17 protein-coding genes are annotated in these 15,870 nt (G+C 66.7%); 7 read left to right on the top strand and 10 right to left on the bottom strand.

The genetic code is table 11. The annotated features are described in order from the left end of the window. The first annotated feature begins 17 nt into the window (after positions 1-17). The 7 genes from copC to ACP696_RS00835 all read left to right on the top strand — a co-directional run bounded on the left by copC (position 18) and on the right by ACP696_RS00835 (position 6,274). Positions 18-503, top strand: coding sequence for a copper homeostasis periplasmic binding protein CopC (gene copC, locus ACP696_RS00865; protein ID WP_426043365.1), 486 nt, complete (start codon positions 18-20; stop codon positions 501-503). A 597-nt stretch (positions 504-1,100) separates the two neighbouring features. Beyond that, on the top strand, positions 1,101-1,808 hold the full coding sequence (locus tag ACP696_RS00860; RefSeq protein WP_426043421.1) for a nickel/cobalt efflux transporter: 708 nt from the start codon (positions 1,101-1,103) through the stop codon (positions 1,806-1,808). A 242-nt stretch (positions 1,809-2,050) separates the two neighbouring features. Next, the gene (locus tag ACP696_RS00855) at positions 2,051-2,593 is read left to right on the top strand and encodes a sigma-70 family RNA polymerase sigma factor (protein WP_426011677.1); all 543 of its coding nucleotides are present in this window, start codon (positions 2,051-2,053) and stop codon (positions 2,591-2,593) included. Between the two features lie 293 nt (positions 2,594-2,886). Continuing rightward, positions 2,887-3,444 carry a sigma-70 family RNA polymerase sigma factor gene (locus ACP696_RS00850; protein WP_426011678.1) on the top strand — a complete coding sequence of 186 codons (558 nt, stop codon included), beginning with the start codon at positions 2,887-2,889 and terminating at the stop codon, positions 3,442-3,444. Beyond that, positions 3,441-4,214, top strand: coding sequence for a hypothetical protein (locus ACP696_RS00845; protein WP_426011679.1), 774 nt, complete (start codon positions 3,441-3,443; stop codon positions 4,212-4,214). Before ACP696_RS00850 ends, ACP696_RS00845 begins: the two co-directional genes overlap by 4 nt. A 183-nt stretch (positions 4,215-4,397) precedes the next feature. Further along, complete coding sequence (locus ACP696_RS00840; protein ID WP_426011680.1) at positions 4,398-6,005, top strand: DUF4331 domain-containing protein; 1,608 nt, start codon at positions 4,398-4,400, stop codon at positions 6,003-6,005. Positions 6,006-6,016: 11 nt separating this feature from the next. Continuing rightward, complete coding sequence (locus ACP696_RS00835) at positions 6,017-6,274, top strand: hypothetical protein (RefSeq protein ID WP_426011681.1); 258 nt, start codon at positions 6,017-6,019, stop codon at positions 6,272-6,274. 76 nt (positions 6,275-6,350) lie between these two features. Here ACP696_RS00835 and virB11 read toward each other — a convergent pair whose 3' ends face one another. From virB11 to ACP696_RS00785, 10 genes are all read right to left on the bottom strand, one after another. Then, positions 6,351-7,358, bottom strand: coding sequence for a P-type DNA transfer ATPase VirB11 (virB11, locus tag ACP696_RS00830; protein ID WP_426011682.1), 1,008 nt, complete (start codon positions 7,356-7,358; stop codon positions 6,351-6,353). Beyond that, positions 7,355-8,530, bottom strand: coding sequence for a type IV secretion system protein VirB10 (virB10, locus tag ACP696_RS00825; RefSeq protein WP_426011683.1), 1,176 nt, complete (start codon positions 8,528-8,530; stop codon positions 7,355-7,357). Before virB10 ends, virB11 begins: the two co-directional genes overlap by 4 nt. Continuing rightward, complete coding sequence (locus tag ACP696_RS00820) at positions 8,530-9,318, bottom strand: TrbG/VirB9 family P-type conjugative transfer protein (RefSeq protein ID WP_426011684.1); 789 nt, start codon at positions 9,316-9,318, stop codon at positions 8,530-8,532. Before ACP696_RS00820 ends, virB10 begins: the two co-directional genes overlap by 1 nt. Beyond that, positions 9,315-10,052, bottom strand: a complete 738-nt coding sequence (locus tag ACP696_RS00815; RefSeq protein ID WP_426011685.1) for a virB8 family protein — start codon at positions 10,050-10,052, stop codon at positions 9,315-9,317. Before ACP696_RS00815 ends, ACP696_RS00820 begins: the two co-directional genes overlap by 4 nt. Further along, a complete protein-coding gene (locus ACP696_RS00810; protein ID WP_426011686.1) occupies positions 10,049-11,224 on the bottom strand; it encodes a type IV secretion system protein in 1,176 nt (391 codons plus the stop codon). Before ACP696_RS00810 ends, ACP696_RS00815 begins: the two co-directional genes overlap by 4 nt. Further along, the gene (locus ACP696_RS00805) at positions 11,224-13,614 is read right to left on the bottom strand and encodes a VirB4 family type IV secretion/conjugal transfer ATPase (RefSeq protein ID WP_426011687.1); all 2,391 of its coding nucleotides are present in this window, start codon (positions 13,612-13,614) and stop codon (positions 11,224-11,226) included. Before ACP696_RS00805 ends, ACP696_RS00810 begins: the two co-directional genes overlap by 1 nt. Before the next feature lie 4 nt (positions 13,615-13,618). Beyond that, a complete protein-coding gene (locus ACP696_RS00800; protein ID WP_426011688.1) occupies positions 13,619-13,903 on the bottom strand; it encodes a type IV secretion system protein VirB3 in 285 nt (94 codons plus the stop codon). Between the two features lie 3 nt (positions 13,904-13,906). Beyond that, positions 13,907-14,245 carry a TrbC/VirB2 family protein gene (locus ACP696_RS00795; RefSeq protein WP_426011689.1) on the bottom strand — a complete coding sequence of 113 codons (339 nt, stop codon included), beginning with the start codon at positions 14,243-14,245 and terminating at the stop codon, positions 13,907-13,909. 5 nt (positions 14,246-14,250) lie between these two features. Beyond that, the gene (locus ACP696_RS00790) at positions 14,251-14,817 is read right to left on the bottom strand and encodes a lytic transglycosylase domain-containing protein (RefSeq protein WP_426011690.1); all 567 of its coding nucleotides are present in this window, start codon (positions 14,815-14,817) and stop codon (positions 14,251-14,253) included. A 130-nt stretch (positions 14,818-14,947) separates the two neighbouring features. Beyond that, positions 14,948-15,838, bottom strand: a complete 891-nt coding sequence (locus ACP696_RS00785; protein ID WP_426011691.1) for a DUF4198 domain-containing protein — start codon at positions 15,836-15,838, stop codon at positions 14,948-14,950. Positions 15,839-15,870: the final 32 nt, after the last annotated feature.

Below are 15,870 nucleotides of genomic sequence, written 5' to 3'. Positions count from 1 at the left end.
CGCCTTGGCGGGAGCGCATGCGTTCCCGCCTCGCAATCGCCGCCTTCCCATCGGACCGCCATCCTGCCGCCTCGGGCTTCCCGGCTGCCCTCCAGCAAGGTCTTGATCCCATGTCCCGCTCACGCCTGACCCTCGCCGCCGCCGCGATCCTCACACTGGCGGCCTCCCCCGCCCTGGCCCATCCTAAGCTGCTGTCGGCCTCGCCGTTCGCAGGCGGGGTCAGCGGCCCGACCAATCGCCTGACGCTGCATTTCAGTGAGCCGCTGGTCGCCAAGTCCTCCAGCGCCGATCTGACCGCGACCAGCATGATGATGGGCGGCAAGCCGATGGCCCATGTGATGAAGGTCGACGGCGTCGCCGCGGTGCTCGATCCGGCCGACCACAAGACCCTGCTCCTGACCCTGAAAGCGCCGCTCACGGAGGGGACCTACAAGGTCGACTGGCATGTCGTGTCGACCGACACCCATCGCCTGAAGGGTGACTACAGCTTCACCGTAAAATAGGCCGACGATGGACCTCGTCAACATCCTGGTGCGGCTGCTCCAGTACGGCGCGCTGCTGCCGCTGTTCGGACTGACAGCGTTCGCGATCCATGCGCAGGACGCCCAGAGCCGCAGGGACCATCGACAGGTCGTGATCGTGTTGACCGCCATCGGCCTGTTGACCGCCCTCGCCTCGGTGCTGATCCTGGCGGCGATGATGAGCGGCGACCCGGCGGGCGCGGCGGATCCCGCCACCCTCTCGGCCGCGATCATCGGCACGTCGGCTGGCCGCGCGGGCCTGCTGCGCGTGGCGGCCTTGGCGCTGCTTCTCGGCTTGGTCAGACTCGGCGGTCCGCTGTCTCGACTGATCTGCGCCGCTGTGGCCTTGGCCACCCTGGCCTGGGCCGGTCACGCCGCCGGTGGCGAAGGCCTGGCTGGCGCCCTTCATCTGTCGGCCGATGTCCTGCACCTGTGGGCCGCAGGGATCTGGCTCGGAGCCCTGGTCGCCTTCTGCGCCATGGTCGCCGCAAGACGTCCTGACCCCGCCGCCACGGCTGACGTCCTGGCGGCCCCAACGGAGCGGTCCAGACCTTCGCCCTCGCCGACAAAGGCGCCTTCCTGGAGTCGGTCGAGGCGATCCCCGAACCCCATGGGTTCGATGCACGGCTGTCGATCGCCCACGGCTCGCACGGCCACGACTTCGACGTCATCTTTGCCGAACATGACCATGATCAGGGCCATGACCACGGCGGCCCGGACGTTTCGGACCCCGGCTACCAGGACGCCCACGAGCGCGCCCACGCCAACGACATCAAGCAGCGTTTCGCCGGTCGCGATCTAACCACGGGGCAGATCATCCTGTTTGGCCTGACCGGCGGGTTGATCCCCTGCCCGGCCGCCATCACGGTGTTGTTGCTGTGCTTGCAGCTCAAGCAGATTGCGCTCGGCGCGACCCTGGTGCTGTGTTTCTCGATCGGCCTGGTCATCACCATGGTCACCGTCGGGGTTGTGGCGGCCCTGGGTATGCGTCACGCCGAAAAACGGTTTGGGAGCGCGTTCTCGACCTTCACGCGTCGCGCGCCCTACGCGTCAGGCGTGCTGATCACCGTCGTCGGCCTGATCTTGGCCGTGCAAGCCGTGCGGCTCTCTTGGCTTAAGGCGTCGCCGCGACGCCATCGCCGGGCACGCCACGCCATCTGCCGAGTCTACGCTACGGGGCGACTGACCCCTGATAAACTTGGAACCACAACTCCGGCGACGAGGCCTAGTTGCCAGGTTTTCGTCGACACTCGGGTCACGTTGCAACTGACCGCAGCCTCTTGGTAGGGCACGACGCATATTTGTAGCGACCAGCGAAGCGAAAAACTCTGCCTGTTATTGGCTAAATGGCGCTGGCTTCACCAATTTAGCCATCGGCAAAACGCGTCGCTTGGCGAAGCCTAGTGCGGCCAATCCTATCATTTGACTTGATACTATGCGGAGTGCGCCACAGTTCGGCCAGTTGGTGAACCAGCCGGAGATCGTGGCGTTCTCGGCTGAGGCGTAAACGCCGTGGGTGGGAAAAGCCGTTGTCGCAATCGTCTACAGCAGTCGTCGCCGCGCGCGACCTGACCCCCGCGGGCATCGAAGCTGAAAAGCTGAATTTCGCCAGCGACCTCAAGATCTTGACGCCCACCCTGCGGCGGTACGCTCGCTCACTCTCGGGGTCCACCGACGCCGCCGAGGATCTTCTTCAAGACACGCTGGAAAGGGCTTGGCGCGCCCGGGAGCGATACGACCCAGCGCGCGGCCTGCGGCCTTGGCTCGCGACCATCATGCGCAACCGCTTTTATGACGTGGTGAGCGCCAGCCGGGACACGATCCAGGATGTTGATGGAAAATACGCGGCAGAGCTGTCGGTGCTGCCCACTCAGCTCTTCAGACTGGAAATTGAGGGCGTTATTCTCGCGATTGACGCCCTGCCTGCTCCTTACCGCGAAGCCATTTACGCCATCATCTTGCAAAGCCTAAGCTATGAAAGCGGCGCTGCGCTCATCAAATGTCCGATCCCGACGCTCAAAAGCCGGGTGCAGCGGGGCAAGTTGATGCTGCAGAAAAGCGTACTGGCTTAGCCGTGGTGCGGTACGCCGCGCGCGCAATGGCGTTAGACGACCGGTGCGGGCCTTGTTTTGATAGCAGACGTCGTCGTTTCCGCCTGCGTCCTTGAGGCGGCGCCCACCCTCGGCTGAATAATAATCGTCAAGCTGAACCAGGGGAGACCTGACGCCCTATAGAATTTCGGCCGCGGCACAATCACGAAGTCCTAATATTCCCAAGTCCCCATGCATCTTCATCGCCCCATCGTTCGTATCTGGCACCAAAGCTGACAGATGCAATGCTCTGTCGCCACGATTTGGGGCCGAAGGTGTCCGACGACTTTCGAGACCAACTTATCGCATTGACGCCAAAGATACGCGCCTACGCGATGTCGCTAACGCGCGCGCGTCATTGGGCGGACGACCTCGTGCAAGATACCTTGGAAAGAGCGTGGCGGGCCCGAGCCAGTTTTCGTCCTGAATCCGATTTACGGATCTGGCTATTCACCATCCTGCGAAACCGCTTCACCGACGGATATCGCCGCCAGCGGCACACGGTGCAAGATGTCGATGGCGAGCATGCCATTCGCCTGAGTTCGCCCGCCGAGCAGAACTGGCGCCTGCAATATGGCGACCTGCTGGCGGCGATCGAGCGATTGCCGCCCGACAGCCGTTCCGCCCTCGTCCTGATCAGCGGCGCGGGGCTGACGTTCGAGGAGGCGGCAAAGGTCTGCGGTTGCCCCGTCAGTACGGTGAAAAGCCGCGTCCAACGCGCCCGACGCCTGCTGATGGAATTCGTCGATATCGCGCCCGCGCGAAAAGCTCGACGAGCGACGCGGGGAGACGAAGCGGCCTCCGCAAAATCGACCGAAGCTTTTCTCCAATGATCGCTCGGGGCCGCACCTTACGCCTGCGCCGCTGGGGCATTAGCCTGATCGTCATCGCGTTTCACTTCGTTGTTTTCGCGGCGATGTCGCTCGGCCCCACGGTTGTTCCCACGCCACAAGCCGAGCCGGGCGTGCTGACGGTCGCACTGTTTGACAGGCTCGCACCGCGCGCCACGCCGACGCCCGAGACGCCGACGCCGACCGAGCCCCTGCCCGACCGTCCGCCCAGTCCGACCACGGACGACAAGCCTGCTTCCGCGCCGCTACTCGCACCAACCCCCGCGCCCCTGGACGTGGTCGCGGTGGTGCGCGAACTGGCGGTGGCCGATCCCACCGCGCAGCCTCGCCCCCTGTCGCACGCCGCCGCGTCGCGTCCCGAGGCGGCTGTGACCGTCAGTCAAACCGCCGACAGCGCATCGACCTGCCAGATGACCGAACAGCTGCAGGCGCGCCTGGCCGCCGATCCGCAAGTGTTGGCGGCCTTGGCCCGCATACCGCGCGACGCCAGATCGGTGGCCAACGCGCTGATGCTATGGGATGGCGCGTGGGTCGGAACAGACCAGCGAGAGACCGCCCAGGCCCTGACGACGCTCCAGGCATCCATCGCCGCGGCGATCGAAACCGCCTCGCCCGATTGCCGGAGCCTGCCCGTACTCGGCCCACGCCTGCTCTCCATCCCCGACGCCAGCGGCGCCACCTTGCTTGTGATCGGATCGGGCGCTTGGCATTGGGACGATCTTTTGACGCAGCAAACTTCCAAGCTCGGCTAAGCTAGAAAACCTTTTAAAATCAATGCGCTGCCAATCTTGGCGAAATATTGACGAAAGTTTCAAGCCGCCTGCGTCCGTCTGCGGAGTGCAGCGTATCTCAGATGAACCGTGTAGTGAGATCCGGCCTCCCGCCGACCCGCCGCGACGGTGAACGTGTGTTTCGCACGATCAAAGAGGGCGGTCATGAAGAGACGTTATGGATTTGGACTTGCGACGGCGTTCGCGGCCCTGATGGTTTTCGCAGCCGGGCCCAGCGTGGCGTCCAGCCACCGGGAAGCGCCGGGCATCACCAAGACACCGAAAGTCGACGGGACCGATTTCTATATGTTCCGCAGCTACGCGCCGGGCCGTGAGGGCTTCGTGACCTTCATCGCCAACTACATTCCCCAGGGCGGACCCGGCGAAGGCCCTAACTATTTCACCATGGACCCGGACGCGGTCTACGAGATCCATGTCGACAACGACGGCGCCGTCAACGGCGGCGCGATGGAGGACCTGACTTTCCAGTTCAAGTTCTCCAACACGCTGCGCAATGACACCGGCCTTACGCTGAACGTCGGCGGCAAGACCCTCCCGATCCCGCTGCGCCACGTGGGGCCGATCAGCGCGACAGACGACCCCAATCAGGGCGAGCAGGAATCCTATACCCTGACCGTCATTACCGGCGATCGCCGGACTGGAACACGGGCCAGCGCCACTAACGCGGCCGGCGGCGGCCTGAGCTTCCGCAAGCCGTTCGACAACGCGGGCAACAAGTCGATTCCGAACTACGCCAACTACGCCAACCAGTTCATCTACGACGTCAATCTCCCGGGCTGCGCAACGGCCGCCAAGGTCTTCGTCGGCCAGCGCGCCGAGGCCTTCGCCGTCAATCTGGGCCCGATCTTCGACCTGGTGAATTTCGTGCCTATCGAGGGGGCCAGCGCCCCTGGCGCCAACGACAACGGCGGCTTCCCGGGCGGCATCAAGCAGAGCGCTGACAACCAGGAACTGATCGGCAAGAAGAACGTGACCTCGCTCGCGCTCGAAGTGCCGATCGCGTGTCTCACGGGATCGGGCAACGGAACGATCGGCGCCTGGACGACAGCCAGCCTGCCGCAAGCCCGCCTTCTCGACCCATCGCCGACCTATCAATCGACGGCCACTCAAGGCGGCGCCTATGTGCAGGTCTCGCGCCTGGGTGAGCCCCTGGTCAACGAACTGGTCATCGGCCTGCCGCAGAAGGACCTGTTCAACGCCGCCAAACCTACCCAGGACGGCGCCCTGGCCGACTATGTGACCAATCCCACCTTCCCAGCGATCCTGGACGCTCTGTTCCGCGCTCCGGTCAATGCCACCCTGGGCACAAACTTCACCAACCTCGCGCCTAACAACTTCCCGCGTGCTGACCTGGTGGCCACCTTCTTGACGGGCATCGCCACGCTCAATCAACAGAAGACGGTCACCCCGTCCGAGATGCTTCGGCTGAACACCGGCGTAAATCCCACGCCGCGCGCCACCCAGAGCTCCTTCGGCGTGGTTGGCGATGACCTCGCCGGCTACCCCAACGGTCGTCGCCCCGGCGATGACGTGGTCGACATCACCCTGCGCGTGGCCATGGGCCGCCTGTGCCATCCCGTGCCGATCAACCACGTGCAGACCGATCTTAAGCTGTGCACGCCCGCGAACGCGCCGACCGGTATGGTCGCCTACACCGATGGCGCACCGAGCAGCGCGACCACCCTGGCCGCGACCTTCCCCTACCTCAACACTCCGCTGCGCGGCTCTCCGCGTCCGCAGACCCAGCCGTAGGAGAAACAGCGATGATCCGCATTCTGCGCAATATCGCCGTTATCGGGCTATTGGCGGCCAGCGTCGCCGCATGCGGCGGCGGTGGCGGCGGTGGCGGCGGTTCCGTGGCGGTGACCCCGCCGACGGCCAGCCCGCCGTCCATCCAAAGTGCGTTCGGGGCGGGGTTTGCGACCCTGTTCAACGCGGGTCCCAATACCGACCCAGCCAAGCCCACGACCGGGGACGTGATCGCCCTCAGCCTGACAACCGACCCGCTCAAGCTGCGCTAGCGAGCGGGGTTGGCCTACGAACAAGGCGGCGGCGCTCGAAAGAGCGCCGCCGCGATTGTATCAACTATCCGAGGTTTTAGCGCGAAGCCGAGCCGGGCTTGAAGGCAATCTCCGACACGAGCCGCCGGCCATCGCGTCGCGACAACTGCACCGCAACGTCTATGACCGCCCCGACATAGTCGACGATCTCGCCGCGCCCCAGGTTCGCGCCGGCTTGCATGACCATCAGGGCGATCTGCTCGACGGCGGCGCGCGGACTGTCGGCGTGGACCGTGGTGATCGAGCCGGGGTGACCCGAATTGACGGCCCGCAGGAAGCTATAGGCCTCGGCCCCGCGCAGTTCACCCAGGATGATGCGATCGGGCCGCATCCGCAGCGAGGCCTGCAGCAGGTCCTCGACACTGATGCGCGCCTCGCCCTGTCCGCCGCGCGCCGCGATCAGGCCGACGGCGTTGGGCCGATCTAGCCGCACCTCGGCCGTGTCCTCAATCAGGATCAGCCGCTCGTCGCGCGGGATGGCCTTGACCAGGGCGTTGAGGAAGGTGGTCTTGCCCGTCGAGGTGCCGCCGGAGACGATGATGTTCTTGCGGCCGCGCACCGCCAGCTTCAGAAAGGCGGCGATGTTGTCGGCGTCGAGCAAGGCCTGAAGTTCCTCGTCGAGGGTGGCGCGGGCGTCCAGGCTGACCCGGCGCGCGCCATCGAAGGCCCCGGCGGCGGCATAGTCGTCAATGTTCAGATCGGTGACCACGTGCTTGCGGATCGCCAGGGCCATGGGTCCACGCGTCGCGGGCGGCGCCGCGACCTGCACCCGCGCGCCGTCCGGGAGGCTGGCGGCCAGCAGTGGATGCTCGCGACTGATCCCCTGATTGCCCAGGGCGGCGATCTGAGTGACCAGGCGCCACAGGGCGGTTTCGGTGAGTTCAGGCGCGTCGTGACGCTCGAGGCCGCCACCGATGGTCTCCACCCAGACTTCGCCAGGCGCGTTGATCAGGATGTCGGTGATGTCGTCGCGCGTCAGCCATTCGGCCAGCGGTCGCAGATAGGCGTCGAGATAGACGCGCGGCTCGCCCACTCGAGCGTTCATCGCACACCGCCCACCGGCGAGAAATCCAGGTCGCGGGCCACGAAGATGCGGATCGGCGAGCCTTGTGGCACCTTGATGGTCGGCGAGATGTTGGCCGGCTGGGCCAAGGCCCCCAGGCTGGCGGCGTCCTGGCTGGAGCCGATGACGATCTGGGTGCTGGCGCGCTCCGAAAGACCCGCCACCGCGCCATTGACCACAGACAGCAGGATCGCGCCGCCGAACCGCTGGAAGAAGTGCCGATCGACCTGGCCATCCATGCCCGCCCGGCCCAGCGCATCGGCGCCCGACGAGGCGATCTGGATCGAGGCGCCGTCCGGCCGCAGGATCCGCGTCCAGATCACAAAGGCGCGGGACTGGCCTTGGGCCAGGCCGCTGCGGTACTGGCCGATGACCCGGCTACCGCGTGGGATCAGCACCGTCGAGCCATCAAAGCTGCGGACGTCGCGGCTGACCACGGCGCGGGTGAAGCCTGGGAGATCAGAACTGAGCGCGGTTTCAAGCACCGCCGGGATCATCGCACCCTGGGGCACAACCGACTGCGGATTGCGCAGCATGGTCGCCTGGGCGCTCTCGGGCTCGATCGCTCCGACGCGCTGGGCAAAGGCCTCGTCGCCATTCAGGGCCGGGCCGGTCGGACCGCCGGGCTTAACCTGGGCGGCGGCGGCGAGTCCGGTCAGGGCCGTGTTGCCCGCGCCGCCCGCCGGACCCTCGGCCAGATCGACGATCAGCGCGGGGGCGCGACGATGAACGCCCGGATCTATGCGCGGCGCGGGCGGGGGCGACCCGATGATCACCGGCACGGCGTTGTAGGCGGCCGCGACAGGGGTGGGGATGGCGCTCGTGTCAGGCAACAAGGGCGGCGGTGGCGGCAAAAGCGCGTCGCGGCCCGCCGTCTCGGCGACCAGCAGGGCCGGCGGCGGCGCGGAATCTATGGTCGCCACCGTCGAGACACCCGCCGCGCCCAGTTGGGCGTTCGCCAAGCGCGTACGGTCTGCGCGCTGGGCGCTGAGCCAGACGAACATGACGATGGCCAGGATGGCGGCCACGCCAAGGGCAAGCCACAAGCCGTTCTTGCTTTCCGCCCCCGCCACGGCCGGACGCAGGCTCTCGCCGATATCGATCGGCGGTTCCTGGTCACTGGGCAGAGGACGAGGATCGCGCGCGTCCACCATCAGGGCCTCCCGCCGGCGGCGGCGCGCGCAGTCTTGGCGTCGTTGGGCCTGGGCGCGTCGGCGCCGGCCGAGGGCTCGCGCCAGGCGCCGTTGATCACCGTGGTCACATCCTTGCCGTTGCGCAGCTGGAAGCGCGGCGCCAACTGTTCAACGACCTGAAAGCCGTCGCGAACGCTGTAGTTGACGATGCTTTCGGAGCCGTCGGCGGACAATAGGAACAGGGCCGGCGTCGACACACCTTCGGCCCACTGGAAATAGGTGAACCGGCCGTCGTCGAACACCAGAGACGGCAGGGCCGCGCGTGAGCCGGTATAGGTATAGGCCGTGTTGCGACGCTCGGGCGGCGGCGGCGGCGGCGGCTCGACACCGACGGCCACGGTCTCCAGGGGGTACAGAAAACGCACCACATAGGCCATGTCGGCCTGCCTGGGGCCGGTCGCCTTTCGCGCCACCATCTCGAAACTGTAGCGTCGCTGGTCGGTGACGACCGTCATGTTGGTGGGGGCCGCCGCCTCAACGGGTTTGATAAACAGCAGGTTGGCCTTGCGATTGGGGGTGACCTGCCACGCAAGCGCGTCGCCGATCGAGACATTCTCGATCCGCTCGCCGGGTGCGAACTCCAGCATCATCTGGTAGCCGAAGAAGCCGCGCAGCGAGACGACCTGATCGGGGTCGTACATCACCGTGCGGATGCGCGGGTCGGTGGCGCCGGGCCTGGGCGCCTGTACCGCTTGCGCCGCCACGGGCGAGAGGCTCGCCAGCACTGCGGCGATCAGGATCGCCCTCATGGCGTAACGCCCGCCTGGTCCAGGCGCACGGAGCCCGCCGCCGTCGCCTCGGCGTCGCGGCGATAGGACAGCACCTGGAAGCCGAACGGATTGAGGAACCGATCGCCCATTTTCATCGGCGCGCCGCTGTAGCGGAAGGTCATCACCGCCGCATAGGATCGTTGCTCACCCATGATCGCCCCGGAGTCGCGCCGCAGGGTGTCAAACCGCACCAGGGCCGTTGTCGGGCTCATCAGCGACACGCTCTTGATCTGTGTGCTGAGGATCGTGGTCGCCGGATAGAGATTCAGCGGGCTGGATGGCGTCTTGCGGTCCAGGCCCAGCTGATACTGGGCGCGGGCCGAGCCGGCGGACCACAGGGTGACCTTGCGATAGTTCTCGCGCAGATCGGTGGCGTCGAAGGTCTCGCGCGCTAGCACATATTGCACGACAAAGGCCTGGGTGACGGCGGCGTTCTGGGTCAGAGGGCCGGTCTGCAGGCCCCGTGAGGTCTCGACATAGCCGGTCTGGCGATCGACGACGATGGTGTAGGGCACGACGGTCTTGAGGGGCGCCATCAGGGCGATGGCCACGGCCTCCAGGACCGCCACCGCGACCGCGGCCGCCGCGATGATCCAGGCCACGCGCCGCGAGGCGCGCAGGCTGCCATGAATGTCGGACGCCCACGAGGCGGCCTGATCATAAGCCGCCTGCCGCCCCTTGAAGGGCGTCTTGCCGGGGGAGAAATCGTTCATCGCGCGCTCCTGCCGCCGGCGCGGATGCGTCGCGGGCTGGCGTTACGTCGGGGGGCCTGGCCAAGCCGGGGCTCGGCGGCGAAGGTCGGCGCGGCGCCGCGATCGATCACCGTCGTGACCGAGGTCCGCCGGTCCGTGCTGGCGCCATCGCTGGCCATCATCTGGATGTCCCGGCGGTCAAGGGCGGCAGCGGCAGCGGCGATGCGCACCGCGCGTGGCTGGCTGACGATGACATCAGCATTGGCGTTCGTGGCCGCCTGGTCCGAGGGCGTCGGCGCCTTGCGGGCCCGTGGTAATCGAAGGCCGTTGGCGATCATCGCGCCGGCGATCAGGGCGCCGACGGCGACACCGGCGAACACCAGGGCCAGGACCAGCACGCCATAGACCGGCCCCAGCGGATATTGCTTACGAGCGATCACCTCGGCCAGCTGCAACAGGCTGGGCTCGATCAGGGTCAGGGCCACGCCCAGCAGCAGCACGATGGCCAGGGGCGCGAAGGCGAAGGCCAGGCTGGCGCGGAGCCAGCCCTCGAACACGCCCCGCGTCGTGTCGAAAAGCAGCAGGGCGATGAAGATCGGCCCCAGGGCCAGCAACAGGCCCAGCACGATCTTGGCCGCCAGCAGCACGCCCAGGCTAGAGAGCAGCAGGATGGCCGACGCCGCCGTCAGGCCAAAGGCTCCGAAGCCCGCGCCGCCGATCAAGGGTGAGGCCGTGCCCGGAGCCTGTTTGGCATATTCGGCGGCATAGACCTGAAGCAGGTCGAAGGTCTGTTGCAGCCGCGCGAACACATCGACTTGCGGCGCGGCGCCCTGGGCGTCTCCGCCGCCCAGCATGGCGTTGGCGATCGCCCGGGGACCGTCAAACAGGAAGGCGTAGACCACCGTCTGATAGGTGCTCCACTGGGTGGTCAGGGCCAGCACGGCGCCCAGCTTGATCATTGTCATGGCCAGGTCGCTGATGCGCAGTTGCGCGCGGCCCAGCAGCAACTGGTAGCCAAACAGCGCGACGAAAATGGTGAGCAGCGCGGTCAGCAATCCGCCAAGGCCGCCGGTTGGCGCGAACAGCGCGCCGTAGCTGCTCTCGACCAGGCCGCGCACATTGCAGTCGACCACCTGCAGCAGGCTGGTGACCAGCGGATCGTCCGCCTTTGGAACAGGACAGGCGCCAGCCATCACGCCCGCTCCAGCAGGCGCGGCAGCCAGTCGGCCGGCGCGTCGCCGACCTCGCCGCGCAGGGCGTCCAGCCGCCGCACGCTGGCCTCGCGCCCCGACAGCACCATCAGCAGGTCTGGCATGCCCGACAGGTTCAGCCGCGCCACGACGCTGTCATTGCCGTGCTTGATCAGGAAACAGTGGGCGGTGTCGGGCAGGGTGCGCACCAGGTCGAACTCGTGCGACGTCAGGCCAAAGCCGCCGCAATAGTCCACTTCCTGGGCCTTGGGATTGACCATGAAGATCTGGGTGGCGGCCTGCTCGATGATGGCGCTGGCGATCTTGCTCGACAGGGCGTCCTGGGCGCTCTGGGTGGCAAAGCCGATGATGCCGTTGCGCTTGCGGATAGTCTTTTCCCAGTCCTTGATCCGCGCCACGAACACATCGTCGTCCAAGGCTTTCCAGCCCTCGTCGATGACGATGATCGACGGGCTGCCGTCCAGACGCTGCTCGACCCGGTGGAACAGGTACATCATGGCCGGAGTGCGGGCGGCTGGATCGTCGAGGATCTGGGTCATGTCGAACCCGATGGTCCGCGCCTCCAGGTCCAGGCCATCCTCGGCATTGTCGAACAGCCAGGCGTAGTCGCCCGACCCGTGCCAGGGGGCCAGGCGCGAGGCCAGGTCGCTGACCGTCGGCCGGCGCCCGCCGCGGAACAGTTCGGCGAAGTGGCGCAGGCGACGATATTGCGCGGGCTGCTCGAAATTGGCGTCGACCGCCTCGGCGATGCGGGCGACATCCTCGGCGTCGAGAAGCTCGCCGCGCGAGGTCAGCAGCTTGGCGGTCCAGTCGGCCAGGAACTTGCGATTGATCGGGTCGTCGGCCAGCAGCAGCGGGTTCAGCCCCGTCGGCTGGCCCGGACGCAGCACGTCATAGCGGCCGCCGATGGCCCGCAGGAAGATCTCGGCCCCGCGGTCCTTGTCGAAATAGATGGTGCGCGGCGAGACCTTCTGGGCCTGGGCCAGCAGGAAGGCCATGACCACGGTCTTACCCGAGCCCGACGGGCCAATGACAGTGAAATTGCCCAGGTCGCCCTTGTGGAAGTTGAAATAGTAGGGCCCGGCCGAGGTGGTCTCCAAGGCGGTGATCGCCGGACCCCAGTGGTTGCCGTCGGCCTGGCCCACCGGGAAGTTGTGGCAGCTGGCCAGGCCGGCGAAATTGCCACTGGAGATCAGGGCGCGCCGAGCAATGTCCTTGAAGTTGCCGGGGAACTGCGCCCAGAAGGCCGGCTCCAGATTGACGTCTTCGCGGACAGCGATGATCCCTAGCTCGGTGAAGGCCGATTGCACGTCGGCGGCGGCCTCGTTCAACGCCGTCAAGCCGTCTGCCTTGACCATCACGGTCAGGTGATGCTCGCCGAAGGCCGAGCGGCCAGCCGAGACGTCGTCCTTGGCGGTGATCAGGTCGCGGCGCAGGCTGAGGGCTTCGTCGTCGGCGGCCCGCATGCGACGCAGCGCCAGGTTCATGCGGTCCAGGGTCATCTGCCGGTCGACGAAGCCAAAGCTTTCGGTCAGCACCATCTCGTGGGGCAGCCGCAAAAGATCGTCGAGCATGCCCGGCGCGGTCTGGCCGGGATAATCCTTCACGGAGACCATGGCCGCGAAGCTGGCGCCCATAGGGCCGGCAGGCGCCATCTCGATGGCGTCGGCCCCGAAACTGATCCGCCGATAGGGCAGGTAGAGGCCCAGGTCGGCGTTGGGAATTCGCACCGGCCGGGTCTCGCCGTTGAACAGCAGCGACAGGAATTCCAACGGCTCCGAGCACAGGCCCTGTGGCCCGTCATAGGCCGTCAGCAGCCGCGCGCCATAGGGGGACAGGGCCGCCAGCAGCGTGTCGCGCGCCGCGTTCAGGGCGCCCAGGTCGCGGGCCGCCGAGGCGACGGCCTCGGTCTTGTCGCCTGCCCCGCGCAAACCCGAGAACAACTCCTGCAGCCAACCGACCTTGCCTTGCAAGGGCCGGCGCACCAGGGTCAGGAACAGCTCGTTGACATAGAGCTTGCGGCTGTCGAGCTTGGCCCGCCAGGCCTCGTCCAACGACCGCGTGAACGGGTCTTCGAACACCCCGTCGATCTGCGCGTCCACCTGTCGGCGGATGATGTGGTGGTAGAGGGCGAAGCGGGAATTGGCGACGCCGCGCAGCATCGTCTCGCGCACCGTCTTGCGATAGTTCAGCTCGTCAGTGTCGGCGGTCTCGAAGGAAAAGCCTTTCAGGTGCAACACCTGGATCAGCCGCCCGTCTCGGGTCTCGATCGTGGAGTCGTCGACGTGGCGGGCATAGGGCAGGCGCGCCCCCGCCGCCTGTTCGCGTTTGGGGTCAGGCTTGCCGGTCAGGCGATTGAGTGCGACGGTCATCGGCTCAGGCCGAATAGGAATTGCAGCGCCAGAAGGCGTGGTTGCGCACCCGAGGACAGCGGCTGAGCTTGATCAGCCACAAGTCGAAGAAGCGTGGCTCCTTCAGGCAGCCGACATAGCCGATCGCGTGGATGACCAAGGCCGCCAAAAGCACCCAGAACGACTTGGTGATCAGGAACAGCTCCATCGTCACCACGGCGTTGAGCACGAAATAGCTGTAGGTGACGCCGGCGAACATCTGCGGCCGGGTCAGGGCGCCGAACACCGGCTCGCGTTCGAGCTGCGCCATGACCTAGCCGACGCCGCTGGAGACGGACTGGATACCGGCGACGATGGCCGCCGCTCCGAACACGATGAAACAGCCCAGGATCACCGTGGCGCCGCGCTTCCAGTCGATGCGGCCGGTCAGCATCATCAGGCCGGTCGCCCCGACTGCCAAGACCGCCAGGGCCGTGGCGACATTACCGAGCAAGGTGCCTTGCAGCCAATTGACCGCCGACAGGATCGGGCTGGACCCGGCCGGGTCAAGCTGCATCGACTGCGCATGGGCGACGCTGGCCACGCTGGTCGCGACCATCGCCAAGGCCGCCATGGCTGCAGAACGCGCCGCATGTCTGTGGTCACCCGCCATGAATCTCATCTTCCATCGTCGGCTTCAGCCCGTTGGCTGAGCCAGTCCATGATCGCCGCAACATAGGCGCGGGTTTCCTTGAAGGGCGGCAAACCGCCGTAGCGATCGACCGCGCCGGGGCCAGCGTTGTAGGCGGCCAGCGCCCTGACGATGTCGCCGTCGTAACGCTGGAGCATCTGGTTGAGGTACTTCGCGCCGCCGAAATAGTTTTGCGCCGTGTCATAGGGATCCACGCCTAGAGCGCGCGCGGTTCCCGGCATCAGCTGCATCTCGCCCACGGCCCCGGCGCTTGACACGACGCGAGGCCGCAGCCGGGACTCCCGCCAGGCCACCGCCTCCACAAGATCCGCGCTCAGGCCAGCCGCGTCGGCCGCCCCGGTCAGGGCGGTCACCGACGACTTGGCGCCAGAGGTTGTCGCCGTCTGCCGGTTCAGGGGCGTCGCCCCTTCGCTGAGAAATTGCGACGGCCGATCATAGGTGGTCACGGCGCCGTCGGCGCCGATCTCCAGGACCTGGGCCTTGGCGGCTTGAGCTGACATAGTCAGAGCCGTCACGACGATCACGGCGCTCATCCGACGCCATCGCCGCGTCTGGCCGCTCGCCGATGGTCCCGCCATAGATCCCTCACAGCCCCGCTCATTCGAGATACGGCGACGAAGGCCTAGAGTTTCAGCCCTCGAAAAATAAGTCCGTAGCGGGTGTCTAGCGCGGGAAGCCAAAGCTGAGGCTGGAGAAGGTGGTGTCGAAATCGCCGCGCGGATCCTTGATCGGCTTGGTCCAGATCACGTTGAGTAGCCACAGTCCCCTCAGCGGCACGTCGAAGGCGGCGCGGCCGGCGCTGTCGGTCTGCTTGACCGCCAGAGGCCGCATGTCAAAATCGAGATTGGTGAGCTTCACCGTGGCGCCCGCCAACGGTCGGCCCTCGTAAAGGACCCGAACAGGCAGGGGCTCGCCGGGCTTCAGCGCGTAGGGATTGCGCTCGGGCACGATTTCCAGCGTCAGTCCCAGGGGCTTGGTGACCCGGGCGTCGTCGCCGGGCAGAGGCGCGCCGACCAGCACCAGAGCCTTGGCGCGGCGGCTGTAGATCTCGCGGCCTGGCGCGTCGGTCTTGCCTTGAGCCTGTCGCGTTTGAAGAGCCGCGGTCAGTCCCTCGGCCTTGGCGTAGTCGTTGAACCGGATGGCCGGCAGATCGCTGTCGGCGTGGTTGGTCTCCAGGGCGAGAATGTGTAGGCCGGGCGCAGCGAAGGCCAGCGACATGTCTTGCGCGCCGGCTCGGATCAATTCGGGACGTCGATCGGCGATCCCTTTTGGTCCGATGTCGCGCAACGTCACCACCCGGTCGCTGCTGACCCAGCGCTGGCGCGCCTGACCGTGGCCGACCTGGATCGAGACCGGGGTCAATTGCCCCGCCGCCACCCGGAAGTTGGTCGGTTGCAGCCAAAAGTCGTGCGCCAGCGCCACGCCGCCAGAGCCCCACGCCAAGGCCACCACCAAGGCCGCGCCGGAAAAGCGCATGCTTGAACGCGGCTTGGCATCCGATCGCACCCTGCGGCCGTAGTTGGGTGCAGGCGACGAGACCGTCGAATTCGGCATGGGCGTTTCCGAACGTCATTGGGGAACAACAG

It is taken from the genome of Caulobacter sp. DWR3-1-2 (assembly GCF_049896225.1).
In the GTDB taxonomy this organism is placed as follows: domain Bacteria; phylum Pseudomonadota; class Alphaproteobacteria; order Caulobacterales; family Caulobacteraceae; genus Caulobacter.
The sequence above is the reverse complement of the archived record's forward strand: the minus strand, read 5'-3'. Positions and strand labels throughout refer to the sequence as shown.

What these genes read in the sequence shown, in the direction of transcription:
- ACP696_RS00800 (WP_426011688.1), bottom strand. Translation starts at nt 13,903, where the DNA reads ATGGCGCAGCTCGAACGCGAGCCGGTGTTCGGCGCCCTGACCCGGCCG.
- ACP696_RS00820 (WP_426011684.1), bottom strand. Translation starts at nt 9,318, where the DNA reads ATGAGGGCGATCCTGATCGCCGCAGTGCTGGCGAGCCTCTCGCCCGTG.
- virB10 (WP_426011683.1), bottom strand. Translation starts at nt 8,530, where the DNA reads ATGGTGGACGCGCGCGATCCTCGTCCTCTGCCCAGTGACCAGGAACCG.
- ACP696_RS00815 (WP_426011685.1), bottom strand. Translation starts at nt 10,052, where the DNA reads ATGAACGATTTCTCCCCCGGCAAGACGCCCTTCAAGGGGCGGCAGGCG.
- copC (WP_426043365.1), top strand. Translation starts at nt 18, where the DNA reads ATGCGTTCCCGCCTCGCAATCGCCGCCTTCCCATCGGACCGCCATCCT.
- ACP696_RS00785 (WP_426011691.1), bottom strand. Translation starts at nt 15,838, where the DNA reads ATGCCGAATTCGACGGTCTCGTCGCCTGCACCCAACTACGGCCGCAGG.
- ACP696_RS00795 (WP_426011689.1), bottom strand. Translation starts at nt 14,245, where the DNA reads ATGGCGGGTGACCACAGACATGCGGCGCGTTCTGCAGCCATGGCGGCC.
- ACP696_RS00835 (WP_426011681.1), top strand. Translation starts at nt 6,017, where the DNA reads ATGATCCGCATTCTGCGCAATATCGCCGTTATCGGGCTATTGGCGGCC.
- ACP696_RS00840 (WP_426011680.1), top strand. Translation starts at nt 4,398, where the DNA reads ATGAAGAGACGTTATGGATTTGGACTTGCGACGGCGTTCGCGGCCCTG.
- virB11 (WP_426011682.1), bottom strand. Translation starts at nt 7,358, where the DNA reads ATGAACGCTCGAGTGGGCGAGCCGCGCGTCTATCTCGACGCCTATCTG.
- ACP696_RS00845 (WP_426011679.1), top strand. Translation starts at nt 3,441, where the DNA reads ATGATCGCTCGGGGCCGCACCTTACGCCTGCGCCGCTGGGGCATTAGC.
- ACP696_RS00810 (WP_426011686.1), bottom strand. Translation starts at nt 11,224, where the DNA reads ATGGCTGGCGCCTGTCCTGTTCCAAAGGCGGACGATCCGCTGGTCACC.
- ACP696_RS00805 (WP_426011687.1), bottom strand. Translation starts at nt 13,614, where the DNA reads ATGACCGTCGCACTCAATCGCCTGACCGGCAAGCCTGACCCCAAACGC.
- ACP696_RS00790 (WP_426011690.1), bottom strand. Translation starts at nt 14,817, where the DNA reads ATGAGCGCCGTGATCGTCGTGACGGCTCTGACTATGTCAGCTCAAGCC.